Here is a 15,501-nt window from a genome sequence, read left to right as displayed (position 1 = left end):
GGACATGGAATTTCCTCTGGATCGAATGGGATTGAAAAAAGGGAGTGACTGTGCAGGAAGCAGGTCGACCGGCGAGCGCGTGTTCAGCGCAGGAACGGACCCCACTCCGGCTCTCGGATGTCGCCTTGAGAACCCGCCAGGCGGGTCTTGATGCGGCCGTCGACGGTGGTGGTCATGAGCGCTTCCTGACCGCGATCGCGCGTGGCGTAAATGATCATGCGGCTGTTGGCGGCAAAGCTCGGGCTTTCGTCGGCATTGGATTCACTCAGCGCCGTGACCGTGCCACTGGCGATCTCCATCACGTGGAGGCGGAAACCTCCTCCGATGCGCGAGATGAATGCGAGCCAGCGGCCATCCGGGCTGGGTGCTGGTGAAATGTTGTAGTTGCCGTTGAACGTGAGGCGCTGCGCATTGCCACCCTGCGCGCTCATGCGGTAGATCTGCGGCGAACCTCCGCGATCGCTCACGAAGTAGATGCTGCTGCCATCAGGGCTGAACACGGGCTCCGTGTCGATGCTGGCGGTCTGGCTCAGGCGGCGAGGTTCACCGCCAGCGGCGTCCATGGCGTAAATCTGCGTGTTGCCCGAGAGCGATAGCGTGGCCACGACGGAGCGGCCGTCGGGCGACCAGGAGGGCGCGCTGTTCGATCCCTTGAAGTTCGCCAGCAGGCGGCGCTTGCCCGATGCCACGTCGTGTGCGTAGATCACCGGCTTGCGCGCTTCGAACGACACATAGGCCAGCTGCGCGCCACCGGGTGCCCAGCTCGGCGAGATGATGGGTTCAGGGCTGGTGAGCGCGGCGCGGGCATTCTCGCCATCGGCATCGGCCACCCACAGGTTGTAGCGCGGCCCCGCCTTGGTGACGTAGGCGATGCGGGTTGAAAACACACCTTTGACGCCCGTGATCTTTTCAAAGATGTGGTCGGCCACGCGGTGGGCGGCCAGACGCAGGTCCTGGGCACCGACGGGGTAGCTCAGACCGCCCAGGTCCTGCCCGCGCACCACGTCCCAGAGGCGGAAACGGACGTCGAAGCGGCCGTCGGCAAGCTTGGTCACACTGCCGGTCAGCAGGGAGTCGGCGCCCTTTTCACGCCAAGGGCCGAGATCAGGGCGCGAGGTTTCATCCAGACCGGTGCTAACGGGTTCAACAAAGCGGAACTGGCCGCTGCGCTCCAGGTCGGCGCGCACGATGGCAGCGATGTTCTCGCTGGCCACGTCGTTGCCGCGGAAAGCCACGGCAGATATTGGGTACTGGGTCAGGCCAACGCCAGAGACTTCCACGCGAAACTGCGCACGAGCCTCCGTCAATGGCCAGGTGAGCAGAGGCAGGGAGGAAACCAGGCCGAGCACGCGTCGTCTTGGAAGGGGGGCCAGCATTTCGGGTCGGGTCAAATCCAGCATCCTGTGTGTGTGTCGCTTTTCCTGAGGGTGGCAGCCCGGCTGGAGTGCCGAAACCAACCGGCTGATAATAACGGAGGGCTCACGCCCTTCCGTGACAAGATGTGAGCGCAGCCGCAGCTTTGCTGAGTGTGGCTGCTTGATCCCGTCAGACTCGCATGGTTCCGCCGCACCGCGCAAATTCCCGAATCGACCCGCTCTTGACCGACTCCGACACCCTGCACAAGCCCCTGGAAGGCTCTTTGTCGCAGCGCCTCATGCGCCTGTGGCCCTATTTCCGCTCGGCCAAGACGGGCATCGTGCTGGCCGCCGTGAGCACCGTGATCGGCGCCCTCACTGAGCCCATGATCCCGGCTTTGCTCAAGACACTGCTTGATCGTGGCTTCACCGAAGGCAGCATTCCCCTGTGGGCGGTGCCGGTGGCGCTCATGGGCCTGTTCGGCATACGGGGTCTGGCTGGATTCGTGGCGCAGTACACCTTGTCTTACACCGCCAGTCTCGGCTTGCTCAACCTGCGCCGAGCCATGTTTGTGAAGCTCAACGACGCGCAGATGACGCTGTTCTCGCGCCAGAGCGCGAGCAAGCTGTCCAACACGCTGGTCTACGAGGTGCAGAACGGTTCGCAGATGCTGGTCTCGGCCATCCTGACCCTCACCAAGGACAGCCTGACGGTGCTGGCCCTGCTGGGCTACCTTTTCTACCTGAACTGGGGCCTGACGCTGATTGTGCTCATGGTGTTTCCGGGGCTCATTTTCATCATGCGCGTGCTTTCACGACGGCTGTACCAGCTCACGCGCGACAACCAGCAGGCCACCGATGAGCTGGCCTATGTGGTGGAGGAAAACGCCCTCGCCCACCGCATGGTGCGTCTGCATGGTGCGCAGCAGCGCCAGTCCGAGCGCTTTGATGTGCTCAGCGTGGCGCTGCGCCGTCTGGCGCTCAAGTCGACCGTGGCCATGGCCGCCATGACGCCGCTCACGCAATTGCTCGCGTCGGCTGCGCTTTCGGCGGTGATTGCGGTGGCGCTCTGGCAAAGCAGTTCCAGCGGTGTGACGGTGGGCAACTTCGTGGCGTTTGTCACCGCCATGCTGATGCTGATCACGCCGATCCGCCACCTTGCCGAAATCACCGCGCCGGTCACGCGCGGTCTGGCCGCACTGGAGCGCGGGCTTGAACTGATTGAACACACACCCGAGCAAACAGGGGGCAGCCACCGTGTCGATCGGGTGCTCGGACAGATCCAGTTGCGCTCGGTCTGGGTGCGCTACCCCTCGAAGGATGGCGCAGAGCAAAGCGAAGCCGAAGAACACGGACGCACGGCGCTCCGCGGCATTTCGCTCGACATCACCCCAGGCGAAGTGCTGGCGCTGGTGGGGCCTTCGGGCTCGGGCAAGACCACCCTGGTCAACCTGCTGCCGCGGTTCGTGGAAGTGGATGAAGGCGAAGTATTGCTCGACGGGGTTGCCCTTCCCCAATGGGACCTGGCCAACCTGCGCCGACAGTTCGCCATGGTCAGCCAGGACGTGGTGATGCTCAACGACACACTGGCGGCCAACGTGGCGCTGGGCGCGTCCGAAGCGGAGATCGACATCGACCGCGTGCACGCCGCGCTGGCCTCGGCCAACCTCGGCGAACTGGTGGAGCGCCTGCCCCAGGGCATCCGCAGCACCGTGGGTCACAACGCCACCGAACTCTCGGGCGGGCAGCGCCAGCGGCTCGCCATCGCCCGTGCCATCTACAAGGACGCACCCATCCTGATCCTGGACGAAGCCACCTCCGCACTGGACAACGAATCTGAACGGTTGGTGCAGGAAGCATTGGCCCGCCTGATGAAGGGCCGCACCACGCTGGTGATTGCGCACCGGCTTTCCACCATCGAACACGCCGACCGCGTGGTGGTGCTGGCAGAGGGACGCATCACCGAACAGGGCACGCATGCGGAGTTGCTCGCGGCCGATGGCCTGTATGCGCGGCTGCATTCGCAAGGACTCGGCTCCGGCGGCTGAGCGCCAGCGGCCGCTTCAAAGCAGCACGATGTCGTACTGCTCCTGAGTCATCGAATTTTCACTCTGCAGCGAGATCGGCTTGCCGATGAAGTCCGACAGACCAGCCAGATGGGCGCGCTCTTCATCCAGGAAAAGCTCGATGACCTTGGGGGAGGCTACCACCCTGAATTCACGCGGATTGAAGGCACGAGCCTCGCGCAGGATCTCGCGCAGGATGTCGTAGCACAGGCTCCGCGCTGTCTTTACCACGCCCCGGCCCGAACAGGCCGCGCAGGATTCGCTGAGCATGTGGGCCAGCGACTCCCGCGTCCGCTTGCGCGTCATCTCCACCAGACCGAGCTGCGAGAAGCCGCCCGTCATGGTCTTGACGCGATCGCGCGCGAGTTGCTTTCGGAATTCGGAGAGCACCGATTCCCGATGGTCTTCACGCACCATGTCGATGAAGTCCACGATGACGATGCCACCGAGGTTGCGCAGTCGCAATTGCCGAGCGATGGCCTGGGCTGCCTCCAGGTTGGTGCGGTAGACCGTGTCGTCGAAATTGCGAGCACCCACGAAACCGCCGGTGTTCACATCCACCGTGGTCAGCGCCTCGGTCTGGTCGATCACGAGGTACCCGCCGGACTTGAGGTCCACGCGGCGGCTGAGCGCGCGCACGATGTCCTCGTCAATGTTGAACAGGTCGAAGATCGGGCGCTCGCCACTGTAGTGCTGCAGCTTCGCCACGGTGTCGGGCATGAACTCGGCGGCGAAGGCGGTGAGCAGGCCATGCTGCTCGCGCGAATCGATCCGGATCGACTGCGTCTGCGCACCCACCAGGTCGCGCAGCACGCGCTGCATCAGGTTCAGGTCCTCGTGCAGCAACGTGGCCGACGGCTGCCGGGTGGACGCTTCCTTGATGCGCAGCCAGGTCTTGCGCAGGTAGGCTGTGTCATCGACCAGCTCTTCGTCGGTGGCGTCTTCCGCGTTGGTGCGCAGAATGAAGCCGCCTGCGGGGGTGCCGTCGGTGGTGGCTGTCAGCCGAACGAGGCGCTGGCGCAGGGCCTCTCGCTGGGCGGGTGGAATTTTCTGCGACACACCGATGTGGTTGTCTTGCGGCAGGAACACCAGCAGGCGCCCCGCAATGCTGATTTGCGCCGTGAGGCGGGCACCCTTGGTGCCGATGGGATCCTTGAGAACCTGGACCATCAGCGCTTGGCCTTCAAAGATCTGCCGTTCGATCGGCAGAACAGGATTGGGCGTGAGCACTTTCGGTGCGCTGTTGACGACCGCGGCCGGCACGGCGGGCGCGGCTGCCTCGGCATCGAGCGCCGCAGAAAGCGGCGCGCGTTCACGAGGCGCAGCGTGTTTGGCGGCAATATTGGGCATGAGGTCGGCCACATGCAGGAAAGCAGCGCGGTCCAGGCCGATGTCGATAAAGGCTGACTGCATGCCGGGCAGCACGCGCGAGACCTTTCCCAGGTAGATGTTGCCCACCAGACCTCGCTCCAGTGTGCGTTCAAGGTGCACTTCCTGCGCGGCGCCCTGCTCCACCACGGCGACGCGCGTCTCCTGCGGTGACCAGTTGATCAGAATGTCCTGGCTCATGGTGGCCGTCTCCGTGGCATCGTTGTAATGGATTCAGTCCAGCCGAACGCCGGCGGCTTCGAGCACCCTCGCGGTCTCGTGCGCAGGCAGGCCCATGATGCCCGAATAACTACCGCTGATGTGGCTGACCCAGAGTCCCGCCTTGCCCTGAATGGCATAGGCACCGGCCTTGTCCATGGGCTCGCCACTGTCGACATATCGACGGATGCGCGCAGGGCTCAAGGGCTCGAAGGTCACCCACGACGTGGAAATAGCAGCCCAGGTGCGGTTGGCGCGTGCGCCCGGTCGGCCGATGGCGACGGCGGTGAGCACGCGATGGCGATGGCCCGAGAGTTCAGCGAGCATGCGTCGCGCCTCGGAGCCATCGGCAGGCTTGCCCAGGATGCGCCGGCCCAGCGCCACGGTGGTGTCGGCACACAACACCGGCGCGGATGGCAGACCGCGGCGCTTCAAGCGGGCCAGTGACGCCTGCAACTTGAGATGCGTGACGCGCTGGACATATGCTGCCGGCGCCTCGCGCGGCAACACGACCTCCAGTGCTTCCGCATCCTCGCTGGCATCGGGCAGCAACAGTTCGCAACGAACGCCCCACTGCTCGAGCAACTGCAGGCGACGCGGGCTTTGCGAAGCAAGGTAGATGAAGTCGCTCATTCGCGGTGGTAGGGGTGATTGGCGTTGACCGACCAGGCGCGGTAGAGCTGCTCAATCAGCAGGACGCGCACCATGGCATGCGGCAGCGTCAAGTCCGACAGGCGAATGCGCTGGTGCGCGGCGGCGCGGAAGGCGGGATCGAGTCCATCGGGGCCACCAATTACCAGCGCCACGTCATCGCTCTCGAGTTGCCACTGCTGCAGCTGCTGGGCCAGGGCCTTGGTGGTGAGCGAAGTGCCACGCTCGTCGAGCGCCACCACCCGGCTGCCCCGAGGAATGGCCGCCTCGATGCGTTCGCGCTCGGCCGCAAGCAAGGTTTCCAGGGTTCTGGAGGCCCGAGGTTCGGTCTTGACGGTCTTGATTTCCACCCGCAGCTCGGGCGGAAAGCGCTTTGCGTAATCGTCGTAGGCGATCTGGGCCCAGTCAGGCACCCGCTGCCCGACCGCGACGATCAACAGCTTCATGCCTTCTTCTTGGCGGCCGGTTTGCTGCTGGTGCGGGCTGCTGGCTTGGCGGCCGTTTTCTTCGCCACAGGTTTGCCCACCACCACCACCTTCTTGGGCGAAGACGTCTTGGTCGGCACACGCTGGGGTGCGGCCTTGCGGGCCGGTGCCTTCTTGGCTGCGGGTGCAGGAGCGGCCTTGGAAGCGGCTTTTCGTGCCACGGCCCGGGCGGACACCGGGGCAGCTTCAGGTGCCTTGGATGCTTTCTTCTTTGCCGGCGCTTTCACGGGGACGGCTGGTTTCGCCGCACCGTGTTTCACGCGCACCGGCTTGGCGCCCCAGATTTCTTCCAGTCGGTAGTACTGGCGGATCACCGGCTGCATCACGTGCGCTACTGCGGCACCGCAGTCCACGATGATCCATTCGCCGTTTTCCTCACCCTCGATGCGCGGCTTGTCGAACCCGGCTTCGCGCACCGCGTCGCGAACGCTGGCGGCCAGGGCCTTGGTCTGACGGTTGGAAGTGCCGCTGGCGACAATGACTCGCTCGAACAGGGGAGAGAGGTGCTCGGTATTGAAAACCACGATGTCCTGACCCTTCACGTCCTCCAGCCCGTCGACGATGGCGCGCTGGAGTTTCTGGATGTCTTTTTTGGCTGTGGTTTCGCTGGTCATGTAGGAGGCTGGTAAAGGTGGTGTTGTGAAATATAGCTTGCGACGGCCTCTGGCACCAGAACGTCAAGCGCCCCCGTGGGCAGGGTCGACTGGCCCACTCGGGCCCGAACATCGGTCGCGCTGATGTTTTTCAGCGGCATCCGGAGTGAATGAAAAGGCAGGTCGACCGCCGACAGGTCGGCTTCGGCGGTCTGGTCCAGCGGTGCATGAGCGCCGATTTCTGCGGCGCGGTTGGCCACCGCCAGCGAGGCGAGTTGCAGCACTTCCTGCCAGCGCACCCAGGTTTTGAAGGCCAGCAACTGATCGGCACCCAGCACCAGAAAAAGCTCGGCGCCCGGGTACTCGCGCTGAAGCTCGCTCAGGGTGTCAGCGGTGTAGCTCGGCCCCTCGCGACGAATTTCCCGCTCGTCGAGCACCACGCGCGACAAATCGCCAAAGGCCAGTTCGCACATGGCCAGGCGGTCTTTTGCAGGGGAAAGCGTGCGCGATTTGTGCCAGGCCTGCCCCGTGGGCAGGACGTGCAACACGTCCAGCCCGAGCTGCTCAAGGGCCGTTTCAGCCAGCGCACGGTGAGCGCGGTGGGGTGGATCGAACGCGCCACCGAACATACCCACGCGCCTGGCGGCCATCAGATCCAGTCCTTGCGCACCAGAAAATCCTTGTAAAGGCGCTCTTCCGGCGTGCCTTTTTTTGTCTTGCGGTTGTAGGCCCAACTGACGAGCGGTGGCATCGACAGCAGGATGGACTCGCTGCGCCCGCCCGATTGAAGACCAAAGTGCGTGCCCCGATCCCACACCAGGTTGAATTCGACATAGCGGCCACGCCTGTAAAGCTGGAAGCTGCGCTCGCGTTCGCCATAGGGCGTGTTCTTGCGCCGGTCCACGATGGGCAGGTAGGCGTCCAGAAAGGCGTCGCCGACCGAACTCATCATGGCGAAGCTGCCATCAAACCCGAGCTCCGAGAAATCATCAAAGAACACACCTCCAATGCCGCGTTGCTCATCTCGGTGCTTCAGATAGAAATACTCGTCGCACCATTTCTTGAATCGCGGGTATTTGTCGACACCAAAGGGATCAAGCGCCTGCTTCACCGAGCGGTGGAAATGCACCGCGTCTTCCTCGAAGCCATAGTAGGGCGTGAGGTCCATGCCGCCGCCGAACCAGCACACCGGCTCGCCGCCAACGGGCGTGGCCGCGAGCATGCGCACGTTCATGTGGACCGTGGGTACGTAGGGATTGCGTGGGTGGAACACCAGCGAAACGCCCATGGCCTCGAACGGCGCACCGCTCAGTTCAGGCCGGTGCTGGGTGGCCGAGGGCGGCAGGCGCGGTCCGGTCACGTGGGAAAAACCGCAGCCTGCGCGCTCGAAAACGGCGCCGTCTTCAAGAATCTGCGTCACACCGTTGCCTTGCAGCGTTTCACCACGCGGTTTGGTCCAGGCATCCACCAAGAAACGGCCCCCATCGACCAGCGCCACCGTCGAGATGATGCGCTCCTGCAAGTCGACGAGGTATTCACGAACCAGGGACTGGGGGGTCTGTTGCATGCTCACACCGTATCGGCAGAAAGAGGCTTGGGCAAGGGTTGCACCGGGCTGGCACCGTCTCGTCGCAATCCGCCCACGCCTTCGTAGGCTGCGGCGATGCGCGCGTAGTCAGCGTTGACGTCACCGCTCATGCGCAAGAAATCCATGACTTTCACCAGTTTGTGACTGTAATCGAGGTGAACCAGCGCCAGCGGCACGTCTGCACCCAGCGCCACGCGGTAGAAGCCGCTTCGCCAGCCGGGCATGCGACGGCGCGTGCCTTCCGGGGAAAGCGCCAGCCAGAGCACCTTGCCTTCGCGCCTGTGCTGTGCCATGAGCTCCACCATGTTGCCAACCATGCCCTGAGGCGATCCGCGCTGCAGTGCGACACCGCCAAGCCAGCTCAGCCACCGCCCGAGCAGCGGAATCCGAAACAGGGAATCCTTGCTCCAGAAGCGGGCGGGTATGCCGATCGCCCACTTCGCCAGGATCATCACCACGAAGTCCCAGTTGCTGGTATGAGGGTAGACGATGGCCACGCCCTGCAGCGATGGAAAACCTTCGTATTGCAGTTTCCAGCCAGCGCAACCCAGAAGCCATCGCGCCAGCGCCGAGCCCTTGAATCGAACTTCGTGTGGCCCAGGATAGTCGGACATCGCGTTCAAAGTGCGCGGTACCCGATGTCGCGCCGGTACTGCATGCCGTCAAATGCGATGGCCCCCACCGCCTCGTAAGCGCGTTCGCGCGCCAGGGCCACCGTGTCCGCCAGGGCGGTGACGCACAGCACGCGCCCACCTGAGACCTGAATCTGTTCGCCGGCCGTCGCGGTGCCGGCGTGGAACACCATGCAGTCTGGCGCATCGGCGGGCAATCCCGTGATTCCGTCGCCCTTGCGTGGATTCAGTGGATAGCCTGCGGCGGCCATTACCACGCCGAGCGCGACGCGTGGATTCCAATCCAGCGTGATGCGATCGAGCTCGCCCCGTGTGGCGGACAGAAGCACCTGCGCCAGATTGCTGCGCAGGCGCATCATGATGGGTTGGGTTTCCGGGTCGCCCATGCGGCAGTTGAACTCCAGCGTCTTCACTCGTCCATCCGGCGTGATCATGAGGCCCGCATAAAGAAAGCCCGTGTACGGAATGCCATCGGCCTTCATGCCGCGCAGCGTGGGCAGGATCACCTCGTTCATGGCCCGCTCGTGCACGGCCGGTGTCACCACTGGCGCGGGCGAATAGGCGCCCATGCCGCCCGTGTTGGGCCCCTGGTCGGCGTCCAGCAGGCGCTTGTGGTCCTGGCTGGTGGCCAGTGGCAAGGCGTGCTCGCCGTCGCACAACACAATGAAACTGGCTTCTTCGCCTTCAAGGAATTCCTCGATCACCACTCGTGCGCCGCCTTCGTTGTGCGCCACACCGAGCGTGTTGTCCACCAGCATGAAATCGATGGCGTCGTGCGCCTCGGCGTCCGTCAGGGCCACCACCACGCCCTTGCCTGCGGCCAGGCCGTCGGCCTTGATGACGATGGGTGCGCCTTGGGCGCTCACATAGGCATGAGCGCCGGCTGGGTCGGTGAAGGTCTGGTACTTTGCCGTGGGGATGCCATGACGCTCCATGAAAGCTTTTGAAAAAGCTTTGGAGCTTTCGAGTTGCGCCGCCGACCTGGTGGGCCCAAAAATGGGCAGGCCATGGGCGCGGAACTCGTCCACCACCCCAGCAGCCAACGGGGCTTCCGGGCCCACCACCGTGAGTTGAATGGCATTGGCCTGAACCCATTCGCGCAGCGCCACCTTGTCGGTCAGCGCAAGATTGGTCAGGTCTGGGTCGCGTGCGGTGCCGGCGTTGCCCGGCGCCACAAAGACTTCTTTCACGCCCTCGGATTGCTTGAGCTTCCAGGCCAGGGCATGTTCGCGGCCTCCTCCACCGATGACAAGGACTTTCATGCGGTGATCTCGGCGTTGTGGAACACGTCCTGCACGTCGTCAAGGTCCTCAAGCACATCCAGCAGTTTCTGCATGCGCACTGCATCGTCGCCGGCAAGCTCGATGCTGTTCTCGGCACGCATGGTGACCTCGGCCACCTCGGGTTTGAGACCCGCCGCTTCCAGGGCGTTCTTCACCGCCTCAAAGTCCATTGGCGATGTCAGCACTTCAATGGCGCCCTCGTCGTCGCTGATGACGTCCTCCGCGCCTGCTTCCAGCGCAATCTCCATGACCTTGTCTTCCGAAGTTCCGGGGGCGAAGATCAACTGGCCGCAGTGTTTGAACTGGAATGAAACCGAGCCATCGGTGCCCAGATTGCCACCGTACTTGCTGAAGGCGTGGCGCACTTCGGCCACGGTGCGAACGCGGTTGTCGGTCATGGTGTCGACAATCACAGCCGCGCCACCGATGCCGTAGCCCTCGTAGCGGATTTCTTCCAGCGCCTGGCCTTCCAGGTTGCCCGAGGCCTTGTCGACGTTGTACTTGATGCGGTCGGCGGGCATGTTCGCGGCCTTGGCCTTGTCGATCGCCAACCGGAGCCGCGGGTTCATGGTCGGGTCGCCACCGCCCTGGCGCGCGGCCACTGTGATTTCACGAATGACACGTGTCCAGATCTTGCCGCGCTTCTCGTCCTGGCGACCTTTGCGGTGCTGAATATTTGCCCATTTGCTGTGTCCGGCCACGAAATTGTCCTTCAGCCCGTTCTGGCTTTGATCTAATAAGCCTGCGATTTTACGTTTTCACCCGCCCCGCCCCGAACAACGCCACTCCAGGAAGACCCGACCATGGCCGAACCGATGCTGATCGCCCAGAACGCCAACACCACCTGCCAGTTGCTGCCTGGGCTGGCCAACCGCCACGGCCTCATCACCGGCGCCACGGGCACCGGCAAGACCGTGACGCTACAGACCTTGGCCGAGCAGTTCTCCAACATCGGGGTACCCGTGTTCATGGCCGACGTGAAAGGCGATCTGTCGGGCATCAGCCAGAAGGGCAGCTTTGGCGAGAAGCTGACCAAGGTATTGCAGGACCGCGGCATCACCCCGCCTGCCTCTCAGGCCTGCCCCACCACGCTGTGGGACGTGTTCGGCGAGCTCGGCCATCCCGTGCGCGCCACCATCAGCGACATGGGCCCGCTGCTGCTCGCGCGCATGCTCAACCTGAACGACACGCAGGCCGGCGTGCTCAACCTCGTGTTCAAGATCGCCGACGACAACGGCCTGCTGCTGCTGGACATGAAGGACCTGCGGGCCATGCTGCAGCACATCGGCGACAACGCCAAGCAGTTCACCACCGAGTACGGCAACATCAGCGCGGCCAGCATCGGCGCCATTCAGCGCGGATTGATGCAGGTGGAACAGCAAGGTGGCGACCAGTTTTTTGGCGAACCCATGCTCGACATCAGCGATTTCATGCAGACAGTGGACGGCAAGGGTGTGATCAACATCCTGGCGGCCGACAAGCTCATGAACGCGCCGCGCCTGTACGCCACCTTCCTGCTGTGGATGCTTTCCGAACTGTTCGAGACCTTGCCCGAGATTGGCGACCCTGACAAACCCAAGCTGGTCTTCTTTTTCGATGAGGCGCATCTGCTTTTCAACGAGGCACCCAAGGTGCTCATCGAACGCATCGAGCTGGTGGTGCGCCTGGTGCGTTCCAAGGGCGTCGGCGTCTATTTCGTGACGCAGAACCCGCTGGACATTCCCGACAGCGTGCTGGGCCAGCTGGGCAACCGGGTGCAGCATGCGCTGCGCGCCTTCACCCCCCGCGATCAGAAGGCGGTGAAGTCAACCGCACAGACCATGCGGCCCAAGGCCGGACTGGACATCGAAGCGGCGATCACCGAACTCGCCGTGGGTGAGGCCCTGGTGAGCCTGCTCGATGCCAAGGGCCGCCCCAGCGAGACCGAGCGCGTGTTTGTCATCCCGCCTGGCAGCCAGCTCGGCCCCATCACCGACGCCCAGCGACAGCAGCTGCGCCAGACGTCGCTGGTGGCGGGGGTCTATGAAAAATTGCTCGACCGTGAGAGCGCCTACGAGATGTTCGCCAACCATGCCGGCAAACGCGGTGAAGAGGCGGCGCCGGAGGAACCCAAGGCCACGCGGACGCCACGCATTCCCGGGGCAGCAAAACCGGAAGCCGAAGCCGCAGCAGGGGGCGGCATTGGCGGCATGGTCAACGAAGCGCTGTTCGGCCGCACTGGTCCGCGCGGAGGACAGTACGACGGTCTCGTCCAGACGATGGCCAAGACCGCGGCGCGCACGGTGGCCAGCGGACTGGGGCGGCAAATCCTGCGCGGCGTTCTCGGTGGGCTGCTTGGTGGCAAGCGCTGAAGGGCGATCATGAAAATCGCTCTGTTTGTTCTCGCGCTGGTCGTTGCGTTGGTGGTGGCTGCAGCGCAGTTCGGCATGCTCAGCGGTCGACGCCCCGCCGATCTGGGTGTCAAGGACGGACGGCTCAAGCCCCCCTCCTTTACCCGCAACAGCGTCAGCAGCCAGGCCGACGCCCATGCCGACCACCCTCAGCGCGGCTACGCCAACATCGAGCCACTGCCATCCAAACGCTTGAACGCCACCGACTCCCTGCAGGTGCTCGAACGCGTGCTGTCCGGTATGCCCGGCATCACGGTAATCGAGCGGCGTCCGGAATACCTCTACGCCCAGGCACAGACACGTTGGCTCAAGTTTGTTGACGACCTGGAGTTCTGGGCCAACCCGTCCACCGGAGTGATCGAGCTGCGCAGTGCCAGCCGGCTCGGGCGGGAGGATTTTGGCGTCAACCGCCAACGCATCGAATCCATACGATCGGCCTACCTGTCCGCGCCCTGAAGCCCAGGCAAGGCCTGTAAAAGCAAAAGGCCCGGAACGACCGGGCCTTTTGACGGGTGGTGGCGCGAGCGCCTTAGCCTGCTGTGGCTTCCTCTGGCTTGGCCTTGCCCTCTTTCTTCTGCAGGGGCTGGATGTCGAGCAGCACTTCCTGCACTTCCTTGCCCGCTTCGTCGAGTTTGGTCTCGATGTCCACCGTAAGGCGTCCGCCTTCGGTCAGGCGACCGAACAGCAGTTCGTCGGCCAGCGCACGGCGGATCGTGTCCTGGATCAGGCGCTGCATCGGGCGCGCACCCATCAGCGGATCGAAGCCCTTCTTGGCGAGGTGCTTGCGCAACGCGTCGGTGAAAGTGACCTCGACCTTCTTCTCGGCCAGTTGCGTCTCGAGCTGCAGCAAGAACTTGTCGACCACGCGCATGATGATGTTCTCATCAAGCGCCTTGAAGCCCACTGTCGCGTCCAGACGGTTGCGGAACTCGGGCGTGAACAGGCGCTTGATATCGGCCATCTCGTCGCCCGCTTCGCGCGGGTTGGTGAAACCAATGGTCGCCTTGTTCATCGTCTCAGCGCCGGCGTTGGTCGTCATGATGATGATGACGTTTCGGAAGTCGGCCTTGCGCCCGTTGTTGTCCGTCAGCGTGCCGTGGTCCATCACCTGCAGCAGCACATTGAAGATGTCCGGGTGTGCCTTCTCGATTTCGTCAAGCAGCAGCACGCAGTGCGGCTTCTTGGTCACCGCTTCAGTCAGGAGGCCACCCTGGTCGAATCCCACGTAACCGGGAGGCGCGCCGATCAGACGACTCACAGCATGGCGTTCCATGTACTCCGACATGTCGAAGCGGATCAGGTCGATGCCCATGATGTAGGCGAGCTGCTTGGCGGCTTCGGTCTTGCCCACGCCCGTGGGGCCGCTGAACAGGAATGATCCAATCGGCTTGTCGCTCTTGCCCAGGCCCGAGCGCGCCATCTTGACGGACGAGGCAAGGATCTCCAGCGCCTTGTCCTGGCCGAACACCACGCTCTTGAGATCGCGCTCCAGCGTCTGAAGCTTGCTGCGGTCGTCGTTGGACACATTGGCGGGCGGAATCCGGGCGATCTTGGCCACAATTTCCTCGACCTCAGCCTTGCTGATGGTCTTCTTGCGCTTGGACACCGGCAGGATGCGTTGGGCAGCGCCCGCCTCGTCGATCACGTCAATGGCCTTGTCGGGCAGGTGACGGTCGTTGATGTACTTGGCGCTCAACTCCGCCGCCGCCTGCAGGGCAGCCAGGGCGTACTTGACGTTGTGGTGCTCCTCGAAGCGAGACTTCAAACCCTTCAAGATGTCCACCGTTTGTTCCACGGTGGGCTCCACCACATCGATCTTCTGGAAGCGACGGGAAAGCGCCGCGTCCTTCTCGAAAATGCCACGGTACTCTGTGAACGTGGTCGCACCGATGCACTTGAGCTGGCCACTGGAGAGCGCCGGCTTCAGAAGGTTGGAAGCGTCCAGCGTGCCGCCGGAAGCAGCACCGGCACCGATCAAGGTGTGGATTTCGTCGATGAAGAGGATTGCGTTGGGCTTGTCCTTGAGCGACTTGAGCACACCCTTGAGGCGCTGCTCGAAATCACCGCGGTACTTGGTGCCGGCCAGCAGAGCACCCATGTCCAGCGAGTACACGGCGGACTCCGCCAGAATTTCTGGCACGTCGCCCTGCGTGATGCGCCAGGCCAGGCCCTCGGCGATCGCGGTTTTGCCCACGCCGGCTTCGCCCACCAACAGCGGGTTGTTCTTGCGGCGGCGGCACAGGATCTGGATCACACGTTCGACTTCGTACTCACGGCCGATCAACGGATCGATCTTGCCGTCTTTGGCGAGCTGGTTCAGGTTCTGGGTGAACTGCTCCAGCGGCGAAGCCTTCTCGTTGCCCTTGGCTTCCCCCGCTTCCTCGTTCTCGGCCGCGCTTTCGCCCGACTTGGTGGGCTCGGGCGGGTCGCTCTTGCGGATGCCGTGGGCGATGAAGTTCACCACGTCCAGCCGGGTCACGCCCTGCTGGTGGAGGTAATACACCGCGTGCGAGTCCTTTTCGCCAAAGATGGCGACCAGCACGTTGGCGCCGGTCACTTCTTTCTTGCCGTTGCCGGTGGACTGCACGTGCATGATGGCCCGCTGAATCACGCGCTGGAATCCCAGCGTGGGCTGCGTATCCACCTCATCGGTGCCGGCAACCTGGGGCGTGTTGTCCTTGATGAAGTTCGTCAGGGACTTGCGCAGGTCGTCGATGTTGGCCGAACACGCGCGCAACACCTCCGCGGCGCTGGGGTTGTCGAGCAGCGCGAGCAGCAGGTGCTCGACGGTGATGAATTCGTGCCGCTGCTGCCGGGCCTCCACGAAGGCCATATGCAAGCTGACTTCAAGTTCCTGGGCAATCATGGGCA

14 protein-coding genes are annotated in these 15,501 nt (G+C 63.7%); 3 read left to right on the top strand and 11 right to left on the bottom strand.

Features of this window, described 5'->3' with window-relative positions; translation table 11 throughout:
- Positions 1 to 83 precede the first annotated feature (83 nt).
- Positions 84 to 1,400, bottom strand: coding sequence for a Tol-Pal system beta propeller repeat protein TolB (gene tolB / locus CAP37_RS07625; RefSeq protein ID WP_086123628.1), 1,317 nt, complete (start codon positions 1,398 to 1,400; stop codon positions 84 to 86).
- Positions 1,401 to 1,654: 254 nt separating this feature from the next.
- Here tolB and msbA point away from each other — a divergent pair, with 254 nt between their 5' ends.
- Positions 1,655 to 3,403: a lipid A export permease/ATP-binding protein MsbA gene (gene msbA, locus CAP37_RS07620; protein WP_256926993.1), complete on the top strand. Its 1,749-nt coding sequence runs from the start codon at positions 1,655 to 1,657 to the stop codon at positions 3,401 to 3,403.
- A gap of 15 nt (positions 3,404 to 3,418) precedes the next feature.
- Here the strand turns inward: msbA and CAP37_RS07615 are convergent, their stop codons facing one another.
- The 9 genes from CAP37_RS07615 to CAP37_RS07575 are packed head-to-tail and all read right to left on the bottom strand — an operon-like array spanning position 3,419 to position 10,941.
- Complete coding sequence (locus CAP37_RS07615; RefSeq protein ID WP_086123626.1) at positions 3,419 to 4,990, bottom strand: Rne/Rng family ribonuclease; 1,572 nt, start codon at positions 4,988 to 4,990, stop codon at positions 3,419 to 3,421.
- A 33-nt stretch (positions 4,991 to 5,023) separates the two neighbouring features.
- On the bottom strand, positions 5,024 to 5,641 hold the full coding sequence (locus tag CAP37_RS07610) for a nucleoside triphosphate pyrophosphatase (protein ID WP_086123625.1): 618 nt from the start codon (positions 5,639 to 5,641) through the stop codon (positions 5,024 to 5,026).
- Positions 5,638 to 6,105 carry a 23S rRNA (pseudouridine(1915)-N(3))-methyltransferase RlmH gene (gene rlmH / locus CAP37_RS07605; RefSeq protein WP_086123624.1) on the bottom strand — a complete coding sequence of 156 codons (468 nt, stop codon included), beginning with the start codon at positions 6,103 to 6,105 and terminating at the stop codon, positions 5,638 to 5,640. The genes CAP37_RS07610 and rlmH overlap by 4 nt, the downstream gene beginning before the upstream one ends.
- The gene (rsfS, locus tag CAP37_RS07600) at positions 6,102 to 6,758 is read right to left on the bottom strand and encodes a ribosome silencing factor (protein WP_086123623.1); all 657 of its coding nucleotides are present in this window, start codon (positions 6,756 to 6,758) and stop codon (positions 6,102 to 6,104) included. The genes rlmH and rsfS overlap by 4 nt, the downstream gene beginning before the upstream one ends.
- Positions 6,755 to 7,387, bottom strand: coding sequence for a nicotinate (nicotinamide) nucleotide adenylyltransferase (nadD, locus tag CAP37_RS07595; protein WP_086123622.1), 633 nt, complete (start codon positions 7,385 to 7,387; stop codon positions 6,755 to 6,757). The genes rsfS and nadD overlap by 4 nt, the downstream gene beginning before the upstream one ends.
- Positions 7,387 to 8,304 (bottom strand): oxygen-dependent coproporphyrinogen oxidase, encoded by a 918-nt coding sequence (hemF, locus tag CAP37_RS07590; RefSeq protein WP_086123621.1) that lies wholly within the window; start codon positions 8,302 to 8,304, stop codon positions 7,387 to 7,389. Before hemF ends, nadD begins: the two co-directional genes overlap by 1 nt.
- Positions 8,305 to 8,306: 2 nt before the next feature.
- Positions 8,307 to 8,939 (bottom strand): 1-acyl-sn-glycerol-3-phosphate acyltransferase, encoded by a 633-nt coding sequence (locus CAP37_RS07585; RefSeq protein WP_086123620.1) that lies wholly within the window; start codon positions 8,937 to 8,939, stop codon positions 8,307 to 8,309.
- Between the two features lie 5 nt (positions 8,940 to 8,944).
- Complete coding sequence (gene purD / locus CAP37_RS07580) at positions 8,945 to 10,219, bottom strand: phosphoribosylamine--glycine ligase (protein ID WP_086123619.1); 1,275 nt, start codon at positions 10,217 to 10,219, stop codon at positions 8,945 to 8,947.
- On the bottom strand, positions 10,216 to 10,941 hold the full coding sequence (locus CAP37_RS07575) for a YebC/PmpR family DNA-binding transcriptional regulator (RefSeq protein ID WP_086123618.1): 726 nt from the start codon (positions 10,939 to 10,941) through the stop codon (positions 10,216 to 10,218). Before CAP37_RS07575 ends, purD begins: the two co-directional genes overlap by 4 nt.
- A 102-nt stretch (positions 10,942 to 11,043) precedes the next feature.
- Between CAP37_RS07575 and CAP37_RS07570 the strand changes: the two genes are divergently transcribed.
- Positions 11,044 to 12,591, top strand: coding sequence for a helicase HerA-like C-terminal domain-containing protein (locus CAP37_RS07570; protein ID WP_086123617.1), 1,548 nt, complete (start codon positions 11,044 to 11,046; stop codon positions 12,589 to 12,591).
- Positions 12,592 to 12,600: 9 nt separating this feature from the next.
- On the top strand, positions 12,601 to 13,086 hold the full coding sequence (locus CAP37_RS07565) for a DUF1499 domain-containing protein (RefSeq protein ID WP_086123616.1): 486 nt from the start codon (positions 12,601 to 12,603) through the stop codon (positions 13,084 to 13,086).
- A 73-nt stretch (positions 13,087 to 13,159) separates the two neighbouring features.
- Here CAP37_RS07565 and clpA read toward each other — a convergent pair whose 3' ends face one another.
- Positions 13,160 to 15,496: an ATP-dependent Clp protease ATP-binding subunit ClpA gene (clpA, locus tag CAP37_RS07560; protein WP_086123615.1), complete on the bottom strand. Its 2,337-nt coding sequence runs from the start codon at positions 15,494 to 15,496 to the stop codon at positions 13,160 to 13,162.
- Positions 15,497 to 15,501: the final 5 nt, after the last annotated feature.

This window comes from Hydrogenophaga sp. IBVHS1 (genome assembly GCF_002127265.1).
Classification (GTDB): Bacteria; Pseudomonadota; Gammaproteobacteria; order Burkholderiales; family Burkholderiaceae_C; genus Hydrogenophaga.
Note: the sequence above shows the minus strand (reverse complement) of the source record. Positions and strands in the feature narration are given on the sequence as shown.

Coding starts and splice junctions, on each gene's coding strand:
- tolB (WP_086123628.1), bottom strand. CDS start 1,400: ATGCTGGATTTGACCCGACCCGAAATGCTGGCCCCCCTTCCAAGACGA.
- msbA (WP_256926993.1), top strand. CDS start 1,655: ATGCGCCTGTGGCCCTATTTCCGCTCGGCCAAGACGGGCATCGTGCTG.
- CAP37_RS07615 (WP_086123626.1), bottom strand. CDS start 4,990: ATGAGCCAGGACATTCTGATCAACTGGTCACCGCAGGAGACGCGCGTC.
- CAP37_RS07610 (WP_086123625.1), bottom strand. CDS start 5,641: ATGAGCGACTTCATCTACCTTGCTTCGCAAAGCCCGCGTCGCCTGCAG.
- rlmH (WP_086123624.1), bottom strand. CDS start 6,105: ATGAAGCTGTTGATCGTCGCGGTCGGGCAGCGGGTGCCTGACTGGGCC.
- rsfS (WP_086123623.1), bottom strand. CDS start 6,758: ATGACCAGCGAAACCACAGCCAAAAAAGACATCCAGAAACTCCAGCGC.
- nadD (WP_086123622.1), bottom strand. CDS start 7,387: ATGGCCGCCAGGCGCGTGGGTATGTTCGGTGGCGCGTTCGATCCACCC.
- hemF (WP_086123621.1), bottom strand. CDS start 8,304: ATGCAACAGACCCCCCAGTCCCTGGTTCGTGAATACCTCGTCGACTTG.
- CAP37_RS07585 (WP_086123620.1), bottom strand. CDS start 8,939: ATGTCCGACTATCCTGGGCCACACGAAGTTCGATTCAAGGGCTCGGCG.
- purD (WP_086123619.1), bottom strand. CDS start 10,219: ATGAAAGTCCTTGTCATCGGTGGAGGAGGCCGCGAACATGCCCTGGCC.
- CAP37_RS07570 (WP_086123617.1), top strand. CDS start 11,044: ATGGCCGAACCGATGCTGATCGCCCAGAACGCCAACACCACCTGCCAG.
- CAP37_RS07565 (WP_086123616.1), top strand. CDS start 12,601: ATGAAAATCGCTCTGTTTGTTCTCGCGCTGGTCGTTGCGTTGGTGGTG.
- clpA (WP_086123615.1), bottom strand. CDS start 15,496: ATGATTGCCCAGGAACTTGAAGTCAGCTTGCATATGGCCTTCGTGGAG.